Consider the following 20040-nt stretch of genomic DNA (forward strand, 5'->3'; position numbering starts at 1 on the left):
GGCGATTGCCCCTATCGTATAAAAAAATCCCTGCCACAGCGTGCTGTGCGCAGGGATTTTTTTTTCAGTGCTTCGCTGTTTTTTTAGGATGGCAATACGGCGTCAGATCAATGCTGTCTGCCGTCTGCGGCAGGCTGACTGCACCTGCTGGCAGCAAGCGCGCAAAGCTGCGCATGACTTCTTCTTCACCATGTACCAGAAACGTATGCGTGGCATGCGTATGCTGATGCCAGGCCAGTAATTCATCGCGGTCGGCATGCGCTGAAAAACCGTTGATGGTATGTACGCCAGCTCTGACTGCGATCTCTTCACCAAGCACACGCACTGTACGCGCACCGTCGATAATTTCCCGTGCCAGCGTTCCTTTCGCAGCAAAACCGACGAACACGATGCTGGCGTTTTGCCGCCATAAATGATGCTTCAGATGATGCTGGATACGGCCGCCGGTACACATGCCAGCGCCTGCCATAATGACCGCGCCGCCGGAAAAACGGTTGATCGCCATACTGTCCGCCACATCCCGCGTGAAATGCAGACCGGGCAAATCAAACGGATCATGCTCATCGCTGAACATCGCTGCCGTTTCGGCGTCATAACAACCGGTATGCTGACGGAAAATCTCGGTCGCCGAGATCGCCATCGGTGAATCCAGAAACACCTGCATGGAACGCGGTAAACGATGCTGCTGCACGCCTTCACGTAGGTAATACAGCAACTCTTGCGCACGTTCCAGCGCGAAGGTCGGAATCACGACATTGCCGCCGTGGCGGAAGGTGTCGGTAATCACCTGATACAGCTCTTCTATCGACAGATCCAGCGGTTTGTGCAGACGATCGCCATATGTGGTTTCCATCACCACCACATCGGCTTTCGGCGGCGTCGTCGGGTTGCGCAGCAGCTTTCTGCCGTTGCTGCCGATATCGCCGGAAAAAACGATGCGACATTTTTTTCCGTCTTCCGTCAGATTCAGCACGACAGAGGATGAGCCCAGAATATGGCCGGCATCGATAAACGTCGCGGTGATGCCGGGCGCGATCAGCAGCTCCTGATCGTAATGCACAGTCTGGTTAAAGTGATCCAGCATATGCAACACATCATGCGTGTTGTACAGCGCTTCGGTGCGCTTGTCTTCACCGCGCCGCGCGCTTTTCTTGTTCTGATATTCGGCTTCTGATTCCTGCAGATGCGCCGAATCGAGCAACACGATGCGCGCCAGATCGCGGGTCGCAGCGGTGGCGATGATGTTGCCACGGAAGCAGCGTCGCACCAGCAAAGGCAGACGACCGCAATGATCCAGATGCGCATGCGTCAGCAACACATAGTCGATTGACGCTGCATCGAAGCCGAAGGCATCGGCATTCTCTTCATTCAGATTACGGCTGCCCTGATACATGCCGCAGTCAATCAGTATGCGCACACCATCGCATTCCAGCAGATGGCAGGAACCGGTCACACCGAGATCGGCACCATGAAATGAAAGTTTCAATTGAATTTCCTCACTGAATAATCAGGGCATCGCGCTTACCGCTGCGCCGCCCGAGGTATCAAGTATAGCCAGTGTGATGCCATTCAGATAGCAAACGCCGCACCATCGTCGGCGAATGCCGCAACGAATGCACACATGCTGAGGCAGCGCAAACCTCGCGCACTACGTGACCCGCTTTAGTGTTGAGGATAACTGCGCTTGTTTAGCGCTAAATTCACAGAAAACAAGATACTCCCCCCATATTTCATGAAAATCGCCATCACCTCAGCAAGAATAAAGGGGCTTAAAACATACTGGGGGGAGTATATATTGGGCTGTTTGAGGCGGTTTTAACGCCGGATGCAGTGATGAGATGAGGCAAACAGCGAGAAACTTTGGTGTTGCTGGCTTGCCCATAAATGGAAAATATCATGCTCTTGAGAAGCTCGGAATAGTGTAGCTAATTTTACAAAGGCATGTTAGTTTTGATTCATTCGTTTAAAAACAAGTTATGTATTCCACGGAGAATAGATGAGTATGGAACTTTTGAATGCAACCGTAACTTTCATTGTTGGCCTTATTGCATTTGTCGTTTATTGGCTTACTAAGCGTGCTGAGAAAAGAAATGCGGCCACTATCGTCGTAATGGACATTCGTCATGCAGAGCAAGTTGTGCTCACAATACTCGAGAAACAAGTGGTCGATAGGAAGCTCAAAGAAATACTATTGGAGAACAATTGGGCAAAATACAAGCACCTTTTTGCGTCTGACTTTTCACAAGATGATTTCGCCGCATTCAATAGATTCTTTGTCGCTTGCACAGAGATTGCTGACGCTCGTAAAAGAATACTTGACATCTTCTATTCTAATTTGACCGCTAAGGCATCTGTTGTCCAGCAAAAGCTTTTTGAAATTGACAATTTATCGTCGCCGGAAGGGCAAGCTAGCAAGCATCAGTTAATCAATACGATCAATTCTGAGGACTTCGTTTTTGAGCCGGAGGAACCACGAGCACGAATTCTATCTAGCTTGCAGTTAATGGGACGATTATCGAATACTATCGCGTTCGAAAAACTCAAAAAACTCGGCGGCATTAACACGTAATCTCATGGTTGGCTGAAAAGCTGGGCGTTATGCTAATGGTGGTTTCGTTTACCTATTTTGCTGTTGTTCCATTCTTGCGCTCCATGGGATACAAGAATATCGATGTTTAATAGATTTTCCATAATTCTCAAAGCTGATCTGGCGATAACAACAGCCTGATACATCCTAAAAGTAAAAAATCACCGACAAATCAGACGATCTGTCGGTGATTTTTTATTGGGTAGAAATTTATTCCGGTTGCAGATAAAACGCGTCCGGTAATTGTGCGCCGGCGGTGGTGGTTTTGATGTCACCTTTGGTGTTGGTCAGTACGACTTCGAGTTCCGGGCCGCCGAGTTCGATGATGACCTGACGGCAGGCACCGCAAGGGGCGATCGGGCCGTCGGTGTCGCCGGTGACGGCGATTTGTTGAAAATCACCGGGGCGATAGCCAGCGGCGACGGCGCTGAATAAGGCGGTGCGCTCGGCGCAGTTGCACAGGCCGTACGACGCATTTTCAACATTGCAGCCGTGGAAAATTTTGCCATCTTTGGTCAGCACAGCCGCGCCGACTTTGAATTTGGAATACGGTGCGTATGCACGTTCGCGCGCCAGTTTGGCTTCAATGATCAGTTCCTTTGTATTCATGTCTTTCTCCATTTAAAAAGGCACGCCGGTCAGCATGCCTCTTTGTTGTTCACGTTCATCTCTTATATCTGCTGCGCATATTTGCTGCCTTTCAGATCACTTATGCCCTGAAAGGCGCAGCGGTATTGGGAGATTATTTTTTCACGCCCAGTTCGCGCAAACGTTCCTGCAGATAGCTGCCGGACGTGTGACGTTCAGACAGCACCACATCTGGACGCGGATGCAGGAACAGGGGCAGCGAAATGCGGGATTTTTTCGCTTCTTCGCCGGTCGGATTCAGCACGCGGTGAATCGTCGAAGGGTAATACCCTTGCGAGGCTTCATCGAGCATGTCACCGATGTTGACGATCAGCATGCCGAAATCGCATGGCACATCATGCCAGGCATTGTCTTTGCCCAATACCTGCAAGCCAGCCTGAGTGGCCGCTGGCAACACGGTCAGCAGATTGATGTCGCCATGCGCCGCTGCCCGCACTGCATCTGGTTCTTCATCGCCGGTCAGCGGTGGATAGTGCAGCACGCGCAGCAGGGTCAGATCGCTGTCGGTGATCATGTCAGACAAGGGCATGGAATACTTGGCCTTGATGTCTGCCGGTGTGTGATCTTCTACCCATTGCAGCAATTCAGTCGCGAGTTTGTTGCCGTGTTCGTAGTATTCCAGTGCAGCCTTGGAGACTTCGGATGGATATTGTCCCCACGGGTAGACATGGTAAAACTCTTTCAGGTCGCGCTTGGCATAGCCTTTGGCGGTTTCGGAAATTTTCGGCGAAAAATAGCCGTCCATTTTTTCCGTAAACGCGTATTTGTTTTTCGCATCGGTCTGGAAAAACTCGTACCATTCCTGATAAATGGTGTTGAGCAGATTTTGCGATAAAGGATGATTGGTCAAAACGCCAAAGCCGGTGTTGTGCAGGCTTTCAGTGAATTTTCTTGCCGCATCCGGATCACGATAATCAACTGGTTGTATCAACATGACGGTTCCCCTTATTTAGCCAGTGCTGGTTTCAGCCAGTCGCCGGACAAGGTCTGGTCGATCAGTTTAGCGCAGGCCTCGGCATCCACTTTCATACAGACGCGGGTTTCTGGTTTGCTGGCTTCCCAACCTGCTTGCGGGTAAGGAATCGCCAGTTTCGCCATCATGGTCTGACCATTGCCTATGCCTTCTTTGGCAACGCGCACACGACCATTTTGCGTTTCAAAAATTTCCGGCGCCACCAGCCAGACAAACGCCAGCACGTCATGCCCGTAGCAAGCGTGGCCAAGGTCAGGGCGTATGCTTTGGTAGAAATTCGCGTAGAAATTCACGGCGTGCGACAGCGTATCCATCGCCACGTGTTTGTGTTGCCCAGCCAGACGCGCAAAGAAGCTCGATGGCAAGACCACGCGATGCGTCACATCCAGACCAACCATGGTCAGATCCCAGCCTGCAGTGAAAACCAGATCGGCGGCATCCGGATCATTCCAGACATTCGCTTCTGCGACTGGTGAGACATTGCCCGGTTCATCGACAGCACCGGCCATCAGCACGACTTTTTTCAGCAGCTTAGGCAGTTGCGGTTCCATTTTCAGTGCCAGACCCAGATTGCCCAGCGGGCCAACCGCAACCAGTGTGATTTCACCCGGATGCTGACGTGCCATCTTGACGATGAATTCTGCCGCGCTTTCCACTTCAGCTTTACCGCCGACTTCGATACGGGACGGCAGATTGCCGAGACCGTCTGCACCGTGGATGAAATCTGGCGGAGTACCGGCGGCTTTCGCGAATGGCACATTCACACCTTGCGCCACCGGAATAGCGCGGCCTGCGATGCGGGTCAGGTAGAGCGCATTGATGGTTGCCTGTTCGACGTACACATTGCCGAAAGTAGTGGTGATACCGACCACGTCGATATCCGGATGCGCGAGCGCGAAATACAAGGCCATTGCGTCATCGACGCCAGGGTCCGTATCGAAAATGACTTTATGTTTTGCTTGCATGGAAATACTCCAGGAATTAACTTCAACTGGCCATTAAACAGAACCCAGTGTGAAGCAATTTGTTGTGTTTGACCTGGTTCAAGGAGGCCGTTATTAACGTTGTCGATTTAAAAAATAAATCACCGGCAGCCAGTACGGGGCAAGCCCATACGGACGACCGGCAGGTTTTATAGTCTTTTATCGTGACTTTACAAACGGCACGCCTATCGCCTTAGGCGCGACGGATTTCGCCATCAGGCCCGCAAGAACGACGACGGTGACTACATACGGAATCATCTGTATCAATGATCCCGGTACTTTGCCCAAGCCAGGGAAGACCACGCCTTCGATCTGGACTTGCAGAGCAGTGAAAAAACCGAACATCAGGCAACCGAGCGCCGTTTGCAGCGGACGCCAGTTACCGAACACCAGCGCCGTCAGCGCCAGATAACCATTACCGGCCGACATATCGCGCAGGAAGAAACCGCTTTGTACGATGGACAGATAAGCGCCCGAGAATGAGCACAGCACACCGGCACACAGCATCGCCATAAAACGGGTGCGCTCGACATTGATGCCGGCGGCATCGGCCGCGTGCGGGTTTTCACCGACTGCGCGCAGACGCAGACCGAAACGGCTGTGATACAAGACCCAGTGCACGAGCGGTATCAGGGCAAACGCCAGATACACCAGCGCGCTGTGACCACCGATCAGCTTGGTATAAAACCAGCCCAGAAACGGAATACCGGCCACTGCATCTGAACCCGGTAAAACAATATCAAACAGACGGGCAGAGCCGAGATCTGGCGTGCGTCCGCCCTGCATAAAGAAAAACTGGGCAAGCACAAAGGTCAGACCACTCAGGGCAATATTCAACGCAATACCGGCCACCAGCTGATTACCTTTTTGCGTGATGCTGACAAAACCTTGCAACAAAGCGATGACAGCGGAAATGCCGATACCGGCGAGTATGCCTAACCACGGATTTTGTGTCGCGAAGGCGACTGCTGCTGACACAAATGCCGCTGCCAGCATTTTCCCTTCAAGTGCCAGATCGACCACGCCGCTGCGTTCAGCGAACAGACCTGCCATCGCTGCAAACATTAATACCGGTGCATTGCGGATGGTAGAAACCAGAATGCTGGAAAATTGAAAATCATCAAACATCATTTTTCCTTACGTTTGAGCAGGGCAGAAATCGCCGGGGCATACAGATTTTCCATCGCGCCGCAAAACAGAATGATCAGGCCCTGAATGAAAATAAAAGTTTCGGTCGGAATATTCGGTTTTTCCAGCGACAGATCAAAGCCACCCTGGATCAGCGCGCCGAATAGTATCGACGACAGCAAGATACCTATCGGATGCTGACGCCCCATCAATGCCACGGCGATACCGATAAAGCCTGCGCCTGCGGGGAAGTTCAGGCCCAGATAATGCGTGGAACCCATCACGGAATTGACCGATGCCAGACCAGCCAGTGCGCCGGAAATCATCATCGCAATCATGATGGTTTTGCTGATGGAAATGCCCGCATAGTGCGCGGCATGCTGGTTCAGACCGGTAGCGCGTAACTGATAACCCCAGGTTGTGCGCCATACGGCAACACCGTAAATAACTAAGGCCAGCAAGGCCATGATGAAGCTGATATTCAGAGGTGTTTCGCCCAGCACCGGCAGGATGCCATTCAGCTTAGGCAGCCATGCGCTATCGGCAAATACACGGCTGGCAGTGTTTTGTTCACCGGCAGGAATCAGAAAACTGACGATGACGTAGTTCATCAGGCTGGCCGCAATGAAATTGAACATGATGGTCGTTACCACCACATGGCTGCCGCGTTTTGCCTGCAGATAACCGGGTAAAAAAGCCCATGCCGCGCCGAAGATTGCGCTGCCGGCAATCGCCAGCGGAATTAACAGCCATGCCGGTAAGCTGGCGTCAAAAGCGAGCAGCACCAGTGTCAGCCCGAGACCGCCCAGATACATCTGACCTTCGCTGCCGATATTGAATAAACCCGCCTGCATCGCAATTGACACCGACAGACCGGTGAAGATAAATGTGGCGGCGTAGAACAGGGTGTAGCCCAGTCCTTCAGGATTGAAAACAGCCGCATTCAGCAGTATGCCCAGCGACTCCAGCGGGCTTTCACCCAGCAGATAAATCACACCGGCTGCCACCAGCAGGGCGGACAGCAAGTTCAGTAAAGGCAGGGCAAAGGCGGTGGCCCAGCGGGGAAGATCGGCTTGATTCATACGTGGTTCGTCGCTTGTTTGTTCGCTTATTTCGCTTATGTTTGCTTTGTATTCCGGCTGCTGCTTAGTGTTTGTGTAATCCACCCATCAGCAGGCCGATGCGGGTCGCATCAAATTCTTCTACTTTCAGCTCGCCGGTGATACAGCCACCCGACATGACCAGTATGCGGTCAGCCAGGGCGCGGACTTCTTCCAGCTCCACAGACACTAACAGTATGGCGACACCGGCATCGCGCATCGCCAGCAGGCGCGCGTGCAGACTTTCTATGGTGCCGATATCGACACCGCGTGTTGGCTGACCAACCAGCATCAGTTTGGGTTCTGACGCCATCTCACGCGCCATCACCACTTTTTGCTGATTACCGCCGGAAAGCAGGGCAATGCGCAAATGCGGATCAGCCGGGCGCACATCAAACTTATTCAGCAACTCGTTGCAGGTTTTCAGTATGGCTTTGTAGTCGAGCAGGCCAAAGGCTTTGCCGAGTTTTTTCTGATAGCCGAGAAAGCTGTTCATCATGACTGAGAAATTCTTCACGACCGCATCGCGCAAGCGGTCTTCCGGTACATGTGCGATACCGAGTTCGCGGAACGTCGCAGGCAAACCATCAGCATCTTTGCGCCCTGCAAATGGCAGCGGCTTTCCTTGCATCATCACTGCACCGCTGCTCGGTAAGCGCATACCGCTCAGCACTTCCAGCAGCTCGCTTTGTCCATTGCCGGAGACGCCAGCGATGGCGACGATTTCTCCGGCGCGGATATTGAAATTCAAATCTTTGAGCAAACTGACTTGCTGGGCATTGATCAGATTCAGACCCTTCACATCGAGTACTGTTTCACCCGGCGCATACGGCGCACGCGGCAGATGTGTTTCGATTGGGCGACCCACCATCAGCTCGGCCAGTTGCTCTTTATTGGTGTTCGCCGTCTGCACGGAGCCGACGACGGTACCCGCGCGCATCACGGTCACTTCGTCAGTGATGTCGAGAATTTCCTGCAGCTTGTGGGTGATCAGAATAATCGTTTTGCCTTGTTCTTTGAATAATCGCAAAACAGCAAACAGCGAGGCGGTTTCCTGTACCGTCAGCACTGCCGTTGGTTCATCCAGAATCAGGATATTCGCACTGCGGTATATCTGTTTCAGAATCTCAACGCGCTGCTGTATGCCGACCGATAAATCCTGAATTTTGGCGAGTGGATCAACGTCGAGCGAGTAACGCTGACAAATTTCACGCAGGCTGGCTTCAACTTGTTTGCGATGAGCGGCAAGGCGGAAGCCGCCTTCAGAGCCGAGCATCACGTTATCCAGCACGGTCATGTTTTCGACCAGCATGAAATGCTGATGCACCATGCCGATGCCGAGATCGATTGCTTCCTGACTGTTACGGATTTGTTGTGGCGTGCCATTGATCAGCAACTGACCGCCATCCGCACGATAGTAACCGTACAGGATGCTCATCAATGTCGATTTACCTGCACCATTTTCTCCGATGATGCCGTGGATGGAACCGGGTGCAATGGAAAAACTCACATCGCGATTCGCTTGCACTGCGCCAAAGCGTTTGGATATGTGTTGAAATTCGACGGCAGCTTGCATACGTTCGGGATTCTCGGTGTGATCGAGTCAGGAATAGGGGTAAAAATTTCGGGGCGCCGATGTTGGCGCCCCGATCATGGTGAGTTTTATTTTAAATCGGGCACTTATTTGCATCACGGAAATCGACGACTTTGATTTTCCCGTTGATGATGTCTTGTTTCGCCGCATTGACGCGTTTTTCAACCTCGGCACTGACAACGCTGCGGTTGTCTTTATCCAGCGCCCAGTCCACGCCGCCTTCTTTCAGGCCTTTGTAGACGGTACCGCCTTGCCATTTGCCATTTTTCAATTGCATGAAGCTGTCATAAATCGCCTGATCAACGCGCTTGACCATCGATGTCAGCATATTGCCCGGATGCATGTAATTTTGATTCGAGTCAACGCCGATGCCGAGTTTGCCTTTTTCTTTGACCGCCTGCAGTGTGCCCATGCCGCTGCCACCTGCTGCTGCAAAGATCACATCGACGCCACGTTCAAACTGCGCGCGCGCAAGTTCGCCGCCTTTGGCCGGATCGTTCCATGCTGCGGTCGTAGTGCCTACCATATTCTGTATCACTTCGACTTTGCCATCGGTGGCTTTTGCCCCTTGTGTATAACCGCAGGAGAAATTGCGGATCAGCGGAATATCCATGCCGCCGATGAAGCCAATTTTTTTGGATTTACTTGTCAGAGCAGCTGCAACACCGACCAGATAGGAACCTTCCTGTTCTTTAAACAATACCGAGCTGACATTGTTGCCAGCGGCAACGCCGTCAATCAACACGAATTTTGTTTTCGGAAATTCTTTGGCGATGTTTTGCACTGCCTGCGCTTGTCCGAAGCCGATTGCGGCAATCAGATCAACATTTTTACGTGCCAGATTACGCAGCACTTGTTCTGTTTGCGTGTCGCTGGCGACCTGCACTTCCATGAAGCCGATTTTCGTTTCTTTCTTGAAACGCTCTGCACCTTCGGAAGCGGACTGATTGAAAGACTTATCAAACTTACCGCCCGCATCGTAGATGACGGCAAATTTCGGGTCTGCAGCATAAGCGCCGCCTGCAACGAGCAAGCCAGCCAGAGTCAGGCAGAGTTGTTTGAGTTTCATGAGAGCTTCCTTATTCGTATATCTTGTGTGATTGCGTTCGTGATCGCTATTCGCCGACGGCAAGTCGCAAGTGGCATCACTCATTATTTATCGGCACTTACTGACATCAGACTACCACGCGTCACCAGCGAGTCTGGCTGTAAGGTCAAAATTCTATCAAATCCTGCCATCTTGTATTCGTATTCAATCGCAATCAGGCGACTTTCCGCGCTTTCATGAAATCCAGAACTTCATGTCGATGGGGAATCGAAGTCTGTGCTCCCAATTTCGTCACGGTCAGTGCAGCAGTATATTGTGCTTCACGGCTGGCGTCTGAGACGCTGAGCCCATTCGCGATACCAACTGCAAACGCGCCGACAAAAGTATCGCCAGCAGCGGTGGTATCAACCACATCGACCTTAATCGCCGGAATAAATTCGCTACTGCCTGTTTGTGTGATCAACGCGCCGTCGCCGCCCATGGTCAGCAACACAGTACCGACACCCAAGTCCAGTAAGCGTTCAGATGCTTGCTGTGCACTGGCCTGGCTGGTCACGCTGATGCCGCTGAGTTGTGATGCTTCTGTTTCGTTCACGATCAGGTAATCGACTTGCTTTAATAATGCAGGGTCCAGCTGTTGTGCCGGAGCCGGATTTAACACCACTTTGACACCCTGAGCATGCGCGATTGCGATGGCGCTGGTCACCGTCGCGATCGGTGTCTCCAATTGACACAGCAATAATTGTGCCGCACCTATTGCACTTGTCGCTGCCTCAATCTGATTGACGGTCAGCGTCGCATTGGCACCGGCCGCAAGCACGATGCTATTGCTGCCATTGTCTTCCACCAATATGCCAGCCACACCGGTGGCCACACCGGCAACACGTGCGAGGTGGTTGATGTTGATGCCTTCTTTCGCCAGACATTGCTGCGAAAAATCACCAAAACCGTCATCGCCGACTGCACCGATAAAGCTCACATCGGCACCCTGACGTGCAGCGGCCACCGCCTGGTTAGCACCTTTCCCGCCGGGAATCTGACGGAATTCATGACCCAGCAAGGTTTCTCCCACTGCGGGCATGCGCGGCGTGCGGAAAACTAAATCCATATTGACGCTGCCGACTACGGTAATGCGTGGCTTCATGATGCTTTTTTCTCGATAAAATAATGATGCGCAATCGTTTGCGCAATCGATTTCGTATTTAACTATGGCCTACTTCTGCTAGTCAAGCGCATTCTCAAATTTTGATGAAATTTTATGCAATTTCCGGACAGGCAAAACCTTGAGGCCGAGCAGTGATTTGTTTTATTTTTTTGATATTGATTAATGCCGAGCGAGATTGTGCTGTGGATAGTAACTGCTGTCAAATCGGAATTGCAGACGACACCAGGGTTTCAACGCGGTCTGATTCAATAAATGGCGACAGTCGGATGTGTTAATATTTAAAATTAAAACAAATGTTTTCTTATTGGACATTTGTTTATTTTGTTTGAGCTATGTATTTGATTTTTGAATTTGATCTTGGTATTTGATTTGTGCGTTGTTGCTGCATATCGTTGCTGTAGGTTGCTGCATGTTGCTGTGCTTTTTAACGCGGCGATATATTGACTACAGTTGACTACAGCTTGATCGCTATTTATCTGATGCCGGGCAGCCATTCTGGCCGGAGAGTGTTGGTGGGGAAAATGACATGAGTAAGCCTTTGTCAAAAAAAGAGCAATTATTTGCGCTGGTGAGTGCGAATCCTTATGTGTCGCAGCAAGAGCTGGCAGACGTATTGCAATTATCGCGATCTGCGATTGCAGGCCATATCGCCGCCCTGATCAGGGAAGGGCGTATTCTCGGGCGGGCATATACGTTTCCAGGGACGCGCGCGATACTCTGCATTGGCGGCGCAAATATCGACCGCAAATTAAGAACGCTGGCGGCCTTGCAAATGGGCACGTCAAATCCGGCCAGTCAGACCGAGTCTTACGGCGGCGTTGCCCGCAATATTGCCGAAAATCTGGCGCGGCTGGGCATCCCCGCAGCGTTAATCTGCGCGGTTGGTGATGACGTCAGCGGCAAAGGTTTGATGGCGCATGCAGACAGCACAGGAATTGACACCAGTGGTTCTTTACACGTTGCAGGCGCTTGCAGCGGAACCTACACGGCGATTCTGGATAATGCCGGTGAATTGGTGCTGGCGCTGGCTCATATGGAATTGTGTGAGTTGCTTGATCGTGATTATCTTGCAGGGTGCCGACCGCAACTGAATGCTGCTGCGATGATCGTCGCGGACATGAATTTGCCCTCCGACAGTATTCAGTTACTGATGAATGAGGCAGCCTTGAATAACAAACCGCTGGTGATCGTCGCCGTTTCCCAGCCGAAAATGGCGCGTCTTCCTGCAAGCTTAAAAGGAGTGCGTTTATTGATTCTGAATCAGGCCGAACTCGAACAGCGGCTAGCGACTAAACTCACTGATACCAGCGCGATTATTGAAGCGTGTGCTCAACTGCAGGCGCAAGGTGTGACTGACGTTATCGTTACTCTCGGCGCGGACGGTGTCGTTTTTACAGATTCTAAACACAACGCACCAGCACAATATTTACCAGCGCCAAAGGTAGGGGTCGTTGACGTAACGGGCGCTGGCGACGCTTTTTCCGCTGCCGTATGCGGGTCTTTACATCACGCTCCGGAGGATATGTTGCTTGCCTGTCAGCGCGGTTTGCAATTGGCGGCGCTGACCATACAAACTGATACCAGTGTATTGCAAACACCGCATACAACAATTTTTAATGAGGAACCATCATGCAATCCTATTTAGTCTTTTCTGAAGAAGTACGCGCCGCGAGAGTCGCTGGCAAACCTGTGGTCGCGCTGGAATCCACCATTATTTCGCATGGCATGCCTTATCCGCAAAATGTGCAGACCGCGCGTGAGGTTGAGGCCATTATTCGCGAACACGGTGCGGTTCCTGCCACCATTGCGATTATGCATGGCAAGATACACATAGGCCTGTCAGACGCAGAACTGGAATTGCTGGGGCAATCGGCAGATGCGCTGAAAGTCAGTCGTCGCGATTTGCCGTATGTGATTTCTACTAAAAAATTGGGTGCAACAACGGTTGCCGCAACGATGATTTGTGCCGAGCTGGCTGGTATTCCGGTGTTTGTGACGGGTGGAATCGGTGGCGTACATCGTGGCGCAGAAACCAGTTTCGATATTTCTGCCGATTTGCAGGAACTGGCGCGCACCTCCGTCGCTGTCGTTTGTGCTGGCGCGAAATCGATACTTGATCTTGGTCTGACGCTGGAATATCTGGAAACCCACGGCGTTCCTGTTGTCAGCGTTGGTCAGGCTGAATTCCCCGCGTTCTTTACCCGCGACAGCGGTTTCCGCGCGGATTTTCAACTCGATAGCGCCGCTGAGCAGGCTGATTTTATCGCTACAAAGTGGACGCTGGGTTTGCGTGGCGGGGTCGTGATTGCGAACCCGGTTCCTGTCGCGGATGCGATGCCGCGTGCAGAGATCGAGAGCATCACGCAGCAAGCATTGCAGGAAGCTGCGCAACAAGGTGTCAGCGGCAAAGCTGTGACGCCGTTTCTGTTGGCAAGAATTAAGGAGTTGACTGGAGGTCGCAGTCTGGTCAGTAATATTGCTTTGGTGAAAAATAATGCGAAAGTCGGAGCGCAACTGGCGCACGCACTGGCCGCGCATAAAAAATCCTGATACAGATAAATTGCATCCAGCTGCATTGGTACTGGTAGTCATCCTGCGATGGCTACCAGTGTATGTCATGGATAAAAGGCTCTGACGTGATAACCGGACGCTTTCAGCTTGGGCAATTCAAAATACAGTGTGATGTTTTTTTCTGAGACTGGTGAGAACCCTTTTGCTATCTCAGCTGGCTCGCTCAGATAGTCTTTCGGAGCGAAGGCTTTCTGTAACACTGGTTTGTCTTTCGCGTCATTCAGTACTAACTCAACCATTGGCCATGATTGCACGGTATTACTGCGGTTCTGCAACTGCATCACCAGCGAAAACGTATTCTTTTCCGGTGACAGTGTCTGTAATTCATTTGACTCTATCGTGATGTAGTCAATTTGTGCCGGAAGTGAAATCTGGCAATGCAGAATACGGCAGGCTTGTTCCAGTACGGCACGAGTTTCCGGGTAAGCTGCTGCGATCTGATTTCTGAAGACATAGCCAGATTGTGCTATCAGTGCCGGCAGCAAAATCAGGCTCAGCAAGATCATGACTATGCTATACAGTCGCCCGCGTTTCTCTGCTTTTTCTGCCTGCAAGACAAATTCAGGCTTATCGTCTTCGCTGACACCTGTGCCGGTATCGCTGACGGAGTCTTCTGCTGCCGTTGCCAGTTGTTCTAATGCGGCTTCTGTTTCGGCAATCGCAACATCATCCGTAGTATCTGGCAGATAAGGTTCCTGAATCGTATCCACCACAATCGTGGTCGGTAAAGACTCCTCTGGTTCATCTGCGTCCGGTTCTGAGATTTGTCCGGCACCGGTGGTGCTGACTTCATCCGCCACTGACCAGTCTATGCTGGGTTCTTCCAGCATTGCTGCTTTTGCTTCCAGTCGGATTTGAGCCGAGACTGTCTCCGGGGGAGTGGCTGCTATTTCAGCAAAAGGATCATCTTCACCAAAGAAAAAATCCAGTGACGCGGATGATTCCGGCGCTGGTGTTGGCGCTGGTACCGGTGTTGGCGCAGGCGAAGGAGCAACCGGCTCTTCCGGTATGCGCGTCGTTGTGGCTGCCAGAACCGATTCCAGGTCTTCCGGCAATTCATTCGTTTTTTCGCGAATCTCAATATCGTCAACGACTGCCTGCGCTACCGGTGTTTTTGCGGCCGGAGGAAATGCCGCTTTCTCTAACGCCGCTTCATCGATGACGATCTCAACCGGACCTGGGGTAACGACAGATTCAGGCTGAATAGTCATTTTTTCAGCAGGTATTTCTGCCGCTACTTCAGCTTGCTGTGCTTGAGACTGAACTTGAGGCTGTGCTTGCGCCGTCGCGTTGTTTGTGGCGACGTCGGGTTTAGGTTGAACTGGTTTTGTTAATTCATGCGGCGGAACCAGATGTTCAACACCATTAAACGTCTGTTGGCAAGAGCCGCAACGTACCAGCCCCGCATGCAGCTTCAGCTGGTCATTCGCCACGCGGAAGATGGTCAGGCAGTGAGGGCAGCGTGTGGCGAGAGCCATGACAGATTAACCTGGCAATTGTCCTGAGAGCGCGACCCAGCCTTCGTGCTCTGCCCAGACGCTGAGTTGGATGAACGGAGCATAAGCGGCCGCCACTTCTTCTGCCTGACGTGCGAGCACGCCGGACAACACCAGTGAGCCGCCTGCTGCAACGCGTCCCGCCAGCATCGGTGCCATCAGTTTCAACGGGCTGGAGAGAATATTCGCCACGACGACATTGAATTTTTCAGTTGATGGATGTTCGGTGCCAAATTTTTCGGGCAACGCAAATTCGATGTTGCAATGATTACGTTCGGCATTGAAATTCGCCGATTCTATCGCTTGCGGATCGATGTCAACACCGATGACTTTGCCAGCGCCGAGTTTGCTTGCAACCATCGCCAGAATGCCCGAGCCGCAGCCGTAATCAAGCACCGTCAGGTTTGTCGGTGCATGTGCTTCCAGCCATTCCATGCACAGTCGTGTTGTCGGATGGCTGCCAGTACCGAATGCCAGCCCAGGATCGAGTTCCAGTATCAGTGCATTGGCATCCGGCGCATCATGCCAGCTAGGGACGACCCAGATATTTTTGCCGATATGAATCGGCGCAAACTGTGATTGCGTCAAGCGCACCCAGTCTTGTTCTTCCACTGAGCGGGTGGTGTAGGACGGGGTTGCAGGCAGTCCGATGGATTGCGCTGCGGCGGCAACTATCGCAGCATGATCACTGTCGGTATCGGTGAGTGCGACCACACGGCTGCGATCCCATGCGGCTTCTTCAGGCTCCATGCCTGGTTCGCCAAACAATGGTTTTTCGTCCACAGTGCCTTCGTCTGCATCTTCGACAGAAACCGACAATGCGCCAGTATCCATCAACGCGTCTGATAATGCTTCCGCATGTTCACGTGCCACTTCGATAACAACTTCTATCCAACCCATATTGCTCTTTCTAAAAGATCTTGCGCCATTTTCATAACGCAAGATCCGTGGTGATGATTATTGATTTTTCTTTGCCAGATCCGGCATATCTGCCAGTTTATGTTCGAGGTAATGAATATTGGTGCCACCCTCGATAAAGCGCGCATCAATCATCAACTCACGATGCAGGGCAATATTGGTCTGTATGCCTTCCACCACCATTTCCGACAGCGCAATCTGCATACGGCGGATCGCTTGTTCGCGTGTTTCGCCGTAAGAAATGACTTTGCCTATCATCGAATCATAATAAGGCGGCACGAAGTAGCCTGCATACGCGTGAGAATCAACACGGATACCAGGGCCACCCGGCGCGTGCCAGGATGTGATGCGACCTGGTGATGGTGTGAATTTAAATGGATCTTCTGCATTGATACGGCACTCGATCGCATGGCCTTTGAGCGTGATATCGCTTTGTTTGAAGCGCAACTTCTCATTGAATGCAATGCGGATTTGTTCTTGCACAATATCCACGCCGGTAATCATTTCGGTCACCGGATGTTCAACCTGCACACGGGTATTCATTTCGATGAAATAAAACTCGCCGTTTTCGTACAAAAATTCAAATGTACCAGCGCCACGGTAGCCGATCTTGCGGCAGGCAGCAGCGCAACGGTCGCCGATTTTTTCGATAATCTTGCGTGGAATGCCAGGTGCAGGCGCTTCTTCTATCACTTTCTGATGGCGACGTTGCATGGAGCAATCGCGCTCACCCAGCCAGACCGCATTACCATGTTGATCGGCCAGAATCTGGATTTCCACGTGGCGTGGATTTTCCAGGAATTTTTCCATATACACTTCAGGATTACCGAATGCAGCACCAGCTTCGGTTTTCGTCATTGCCACTGCATTGATCAACGCGGCTTCTGTGTGGACAACGCGCATACCGCGTCCGCCACCACCGCCTGCTGCTTTGATGATGACTGGATAACCCACTTTACGAGCCGTCTGCACAATCGCTTTCGGATCATCAGGCAAGGCGCCTTCTGAACCCGGAACGCAGGGAACGCCCGCTTCTATCATCGCGTGCTTGGCCGATACTTTATCGCCCATCAGACGGATGGATTCGGCACGTGGGCCGATGAAAACAAAACCGGATTGCTCGACGCGTTCAGCAAAATCGGCATTCTCTGACAAGAAGCCATAACCCGGATGGATTGCCTGCGCATCAGTCACTTCAGCGGCACTGATAATCGCTGGCATGCTGAGGTAACTTAGATTAGAAGCGGCAGGGCCGATACAAACAGATTCATCGGCGAGTTTGACGTATTTTGCTTCGCGGTCGGCTTCGGAATGCACGACCACGGTTTTAATGCCCATCTCGCGGCAGGCGCGCTGAATACGGAGCGCGATTTCACCACGGTTGGCGATAAGAATTTTTTCAAACATGATTTAACTTTGCTGTGGCAATGGTTGCTGCTATGAGTGCAGTGACATCTGGCACGTTGCCGGAATTAGCCAATGACGAACAGAGGCTGGCCGAATTCAACTGGTTGGCCGTTTTCCACCAGTATTTGCTTGATCGTGCCTTCAAAGTCACTTTCGATTTCGTTCAGCAATTTCATTGCTTCGATAATGCACAGCGTATCGCCTTTGGAGACGCTTTTGCCGATATCTGCAAAAGGTGCGGCGCCTGGAGCGGATGAGCGGTAGAAAGTACCGACCATCGGGGATTTCACGATATTGCCTTCCGGTACAACCGGTGCCGCTGCGACGACTGGCGCGGCAGCAACTGGCGCTGCACTTGGTGCCATCTGTTGCTGTTGTGGCTGCTGCATCATGACCACTTGATTCTGAGGTAATGCCGAAGATTTAACGATACGGACTTTGCCTTCACCTTCTGTGACTTCGAGTTCGGCGATATCCGATTCTGCAACGAGGTCAATCAGGGTTTTGAGTTTTCTTAAATCCATGTGGAATCCCCTAGAAAAAAGTAGTTCTGAATTAATGAGAGCGCGCAATATAGAACGTTTCTGACGTTCCTGCAATGCCGGAAAAAAAGTGATTGTACATTAAATTAAACGAAAATATTCGTTAAATGCACGAAGAAGAGCGAAATTAGATATTTTTTAGAGAAAAATCAATAGCCAGTCGATAACCGTCGGTACCGAGGCCGCAAATCACTCCTTTGGCGATGGCGGACAGAAAAGAATGGTGACGGAAGCTCTCGCGCTGATGAATATTCGAGATGTGAATTTCGACGAAAGGGATGGCAACGCCTGCCAGCGCATCCCTCAGGGCGACGCTGGTGTGGGTCAGTCCACCGGGATTAATCACGATCGCATCGACTTTTTCAGCGCGCGCGGCGTGTATTCTGTCGATCAGCGCACCTTCGTGATTGCTTTGAAAGCTGATCAGTTCAGCGCCAGCGGCAGCGGCTTGTGCCTGTGCCGCGGATTCAATGTCGGCAAGCGTGGTCGAGCCATAAACGGCAGGCTCGCGGGTGCCTAGTAAATTCAGATTGGGGCCATTCAGCAGCAATAGTTTGCGCGCCATAGTCACATTCAATTTGACGAAGATGGCCGCATTTTGCCGCTAATGACAGCAAATTGGCAAGGAAAAATCAACTTACTTGGCCTTTTCCGCAGAAAATTTGGCGATATCGGCGCGCAGCTCATTCATCTTCAGGCGACCCAGATAGCTTCTCAGCACCTTGCCATCAGCGGAAATCAGCACCGTAAATGGCAGGCCGCCCGCCTTATTTCCGAGTTGGCGCGATAATTCGCTGCCATCGAGTCCGGCCACATACAGCGGGTAGCTGACGTTCAGTTTTTTCGCGAATTCGCTGATATTGGTGGGGTTGTCTATGCCAAGGCCAAGGATTTGTACCGGTTTGCCTTTCAATTCCTGCTGCAACTCCGATAATTCCGGCATTTCCTGTACGCAAGGCGCGCACCAGGTTGCCCAGAAATTCACCACCAGCAGGCGTTGATTCCATTGTGCTAAGGATTGTTGCTTGCCATTGCTGTCTGGCAAAGTCTTTGCCATTAATTGTTTGACGGCATCGCCTTGCGGTGTTTCGGGCGCTGTCTTCAGATTTCCGGCGTAAATACCGAGCGCGCCGAATAATGTGCCGCAAAGCAGGGCGATGGAGATAAATCGTTTATTCATATCAGGTCTTTCTTTCCGACAGATTGGTCCGCAGTTTCCTGCATCAGTGCTTTCAATGCCTGCAAATTGGCGCGCTCCAGGCTCTTGCCACCGCCGTTACGGATCGCATCATGGTCATGCAAGACGAGGTGTACGCCCTCATTTTCACGCAGGAAACTCAGGGTTTCCACGCTTTCATTGCGATTATTGAAATGCTCTGAGACTTCAAACTGAATATCCCTGTTCAGCAGATAAATAGCGACGTCTTTGGTATTGTCTGTATATAAATGCAGATAGATGTCGGTATGGTTGCCCGCCGTTCCATTCAGCACTGCGCCCACCAGATACGGATGAAAGCGCGCCAGTTCTTCCATCAGTCCGGCAGCGAGTTGTCTTAAATGGAGCAGCCTTTGCGGCTGCGTGTCGCCAAAGAAGAGTTCATTGTATTCGCGGACTTCCTGCTCGATCTGCGCATTGTCTGGCAGGACATCGCCCTTGATTTTGCGGTTACCCAGCAACTGTTTGGCAGCCTTGCGCTTGGCGGTCGCATAGTCTGCGCCGTCTTCAGCGATCATGCGTGCCGCCAGCATGGCGATTTCAGCCCGCAGGGCTTCGGCTTCGTTGGGAGTGTGAATCATCATGGCGGCATCATAACCTAACATCTGCGCCTTTGTGCATAGGGAAACACGGGCGCAGTCAGGTAGAATTGCGGGATTCTGAA

The 20040-nt window shown here is 51.7% G+C and carries 19 protein-coding genes; 3 read left to right on the forward strand and 16 right to left on the reverse strand.

Features of this window, described 5'->3' with window-relative positions; translation table 11 throughout:
• Positions 1–64: 64 nt before the first annotated feature.
• The gene (locus tag H8K38_RS10610; protein WP_186884801.1) at positions 65–1486 is read right to left on the reverse strand and encodes an MBL fold metallo-hydrolase RNA specificity domain-containing protein; all 1422 of its coding nucleotides are present in this window, start codon (positions 1484–1486) and stop codon (positions 65–67) included.
• 510 nt (positions 1487–1996) lie between these two features.
• Between H8K38_RS10610 and H8K38_RS10615 the strand changes: the two genes are divergently transcribed.
• Positions 1997–2569, forward strand: coding sequence for a hypothetical protein (locus H8K38_RS10615; protein WP_186884802.1), 573 nt, complete (start codon positions 1997–1999; stop codon positions 2567–2569).
• Between the two features lie 228 nt (positions 2570–2797).
• Here H8K38_RS10615 and H8K38_RS10620 read toward each other — a convergent pair whose 3' ends face one another.
• The 8 genes from H8K38_RS10620 to rbsK form a co-directional block, all read right to left on the reverse strand.
• Complete coding sequence (locus H8K38_RS10620) at positions 2798–3196, reverse strand: cytidine deaminase (protein ID WP_370587086.1); 399 nt, start codon at positions 3194–3196, stop codon at positions 2798–2800.
• Positions 3197–3329: 133 nt separating this feature from the next.
• Positions 3330–4169: an isopenicillin N synthase family oxygenase gene (locus H8K38_RS10625; protein WP_186884804.1), complete on the reverse strand. Its 840-nt coding sequence runs from the start codon at positions 4167–4169 to the stop codon at positions 3330–3332.
• An 11-nt stretch (positions 4170–4180) separates the two neighbouring features.
• Positions 4181–5173 carry a nucleoside hydrolase gene (locus H8K38_RS10630; protein WP_186884805.1) on the reverse strand — a complete coding sequence of 331 codons (993 nt, stop codon included), beginning with the start codon at positions 5171–5173 and terminating at the stop codon, positions 4181–4183.
• Between the two features lie 177 nt (positions 5174–5350).
• The gene (locus H8K38_RS10635) at positions 5351–6322 is read right to left on the reverse strand and encodes an ABC transporter permease (RefSeq protein WP_186884806.1); all 972 of its coding nucleotides are present in this window, start codon (positions 6320–6322) and stop codon (positions 5351–5353) included.
• A complete protein-coding gene (locus H8K38_RS10640; protein ID WP_186884807.1) occupies positions 6319–7401 on the reverse strand; it encodes an ABC transporter permease in 1083 nt (360 codons plus the stop codon). The genes H8K38_RS10635 and H8K38_RS10640 overlap by 4 nt, the downstream gene beginning before the upstream one ends.
• 64 nt (positions 7402–7465) lie before the next feature.
• Positions 7466–8995: an ABC transporter ATP-binding protein gene (locus tag H8K38_RS10645; protein ID WP_186884808.1), complete on the reverse strand. Its 1530-nt coding sequence runs from the start codon at positions 8993–8995 to the stop codon at positions 7466–7468.
• 91 nt (positions 8996–9086) lie between these two features.
• A complete protein-coding gene (locus tag H8K38_RS10650; RefSeq protein ID WP_186884809.1) occupies positions 9087–10082 on the reverse strand; it encodes a BMP family protein in 996 nt (331 codons plus the stop codon).
• 193 nt (positions 10083–10275) lie between these two features.
• Positions 10276–11205 (reverse strand): ribokinase, encoded by a 930-nt coding sequence (gene rbsK / locus H8K38_RS10655; protein ID WP_186884810.1) that lies wholly within the window; start codon positions 11203–11205, stop codon positions 10276–10278.
• Between the two features lie 547 nt (positions 11206–11752).
• Here rbsK and H8K38_RS10660 point away from each other — a divergent pair.
• Both H8K38_RS10660 and H8K38_RS10665 read left to right on the forward strand, forming a co-directional pair.
• Entirely contained in the window at positions 11753–12871 is a 1119-nt protein-coding gene (locus H8K38_RS10660) for a carbohydrate kinase family protein (RefSeq protein ID WP_186884811.1), read from the forward strand.
• The gene (locus H8K38_RS10665) at positions 12856–13776 is read left to right on the forward strand and encodes a pseudouridine-5'-phosphate glycosidase (RefSeq protein ID WP_186884812.1); all 921 of its coding nucleotides are present in this window, start codon (positions 12856–12858) and stop codon (positions 13774–13776) included. The genes H8K38_RS10660 and H8K38_RS10665 overlap by 16 nt, the downstream gene beginning before the upstream one ends.
• Before the next feature lie 65 nt (positions 13777–13841).
• On the opposite strand, the gene H8K38_RS10670 is transcribed toward H8K38_RS10665, so the two are convergent.
• The 7 genes from H8K38_RS10670 to H8K38_RS10700 all read right to left on the reverse strand — a co-directional run bounded on the left by H8K38_RS10670 (position 13842) and on the right by H8K38_RS10700 (position 19960).
• The gene (locus H8K38_RS10670) at positions 13842–15275 is read right to left on the reverse strand and encodes a DUF3426 domain-containing protein (RefSeq protein WP_186884813.1); all 1434 of its coding nucleotides are present in this window, start codon (positions 15273–15275) and stop codon (positions 13842–13844) included.
• A 6-nt stretch (positions 15276–15281) separates the two neighbouring features.
• Complete coding sequence (gene prmA, locus H8K38_RS10675; protein WP_186884814.1) at positions 15282–16193, reverse strand: 50S ribosomal protein L11 methyltransferase; 912 nt, start codon at positions 16191–16193, stop codon at positions 15282–15284.
• Between the two features lie 57 nt (positions 16194–16250).
• A complete protein-coding gene (accC, locus tag H8K38_RS10680) occupies positions 16251–17618 on the reverse strand; it encodes an acetyl-CoA carboxylase biotin carboxylase subunit (RefSeq protein ID WP_186884815.1) in 1368 nt (455 codons plus the stop codon).
• 65 nt (positions 17619–17683) lie between these two features.
• Complete coding sequence (accB, locus tag H8K38_RS10685) at positions 17684–18142, reverse strand: acetyl-CoA carboxylase biotin carboxyl carrier protein (protein ID WP_186884816.1); 459 nt, start codon at positions 18140–18142, stop codon at positions 17684–17686.
• A 145-nt stretch (positions 18143–18287) separates the two neighbouring features.
• Positions 18288–18725, reverse strand: coding sequence for a type II 3-dehydroquinate dehydratase (aroQ, locus tag H8K38_RS10690; protein ID WP_186884817.1), 438 nt, complete (start codon positions 18723–18725; stop codon positions 18288–18290).
• 72 nt (positions 18726–18797) lie between these two features.
• Entirely contained in the window at positions 18798–19340 is a 543-nt protein-coding gene (locus tag H8K38_RS10695) for a TlpA disulfide reductase family protein (protein WP_186884818.1), read from the reverse strand.
• Entirely contained in the window at positions 19337–19960 is a 624-nt protein-coding gene (locus H8K38_RS10700) for a hypothetical protein (RefSeq protein ID WP_186884819.1), read from the reverse strand. Before H8K38_RS10700 ends, H8K38_RS10695 begins: the two co-directional genes overlap by 4 nt.
• Between the last annotated feature and the right edge of the window lie 80 nt (positions 19961–20040).

It is taken from the genome of Undibacterium sp. FT79W (assembly GCF_014284215.1).
Classification (GTDB): Bacteria; Pseudomonadota; Gammaproteobacteria; order Burkholderiales; family Burkholderiaceae_D; genus Undibacterium; species Undibacterium aquatile.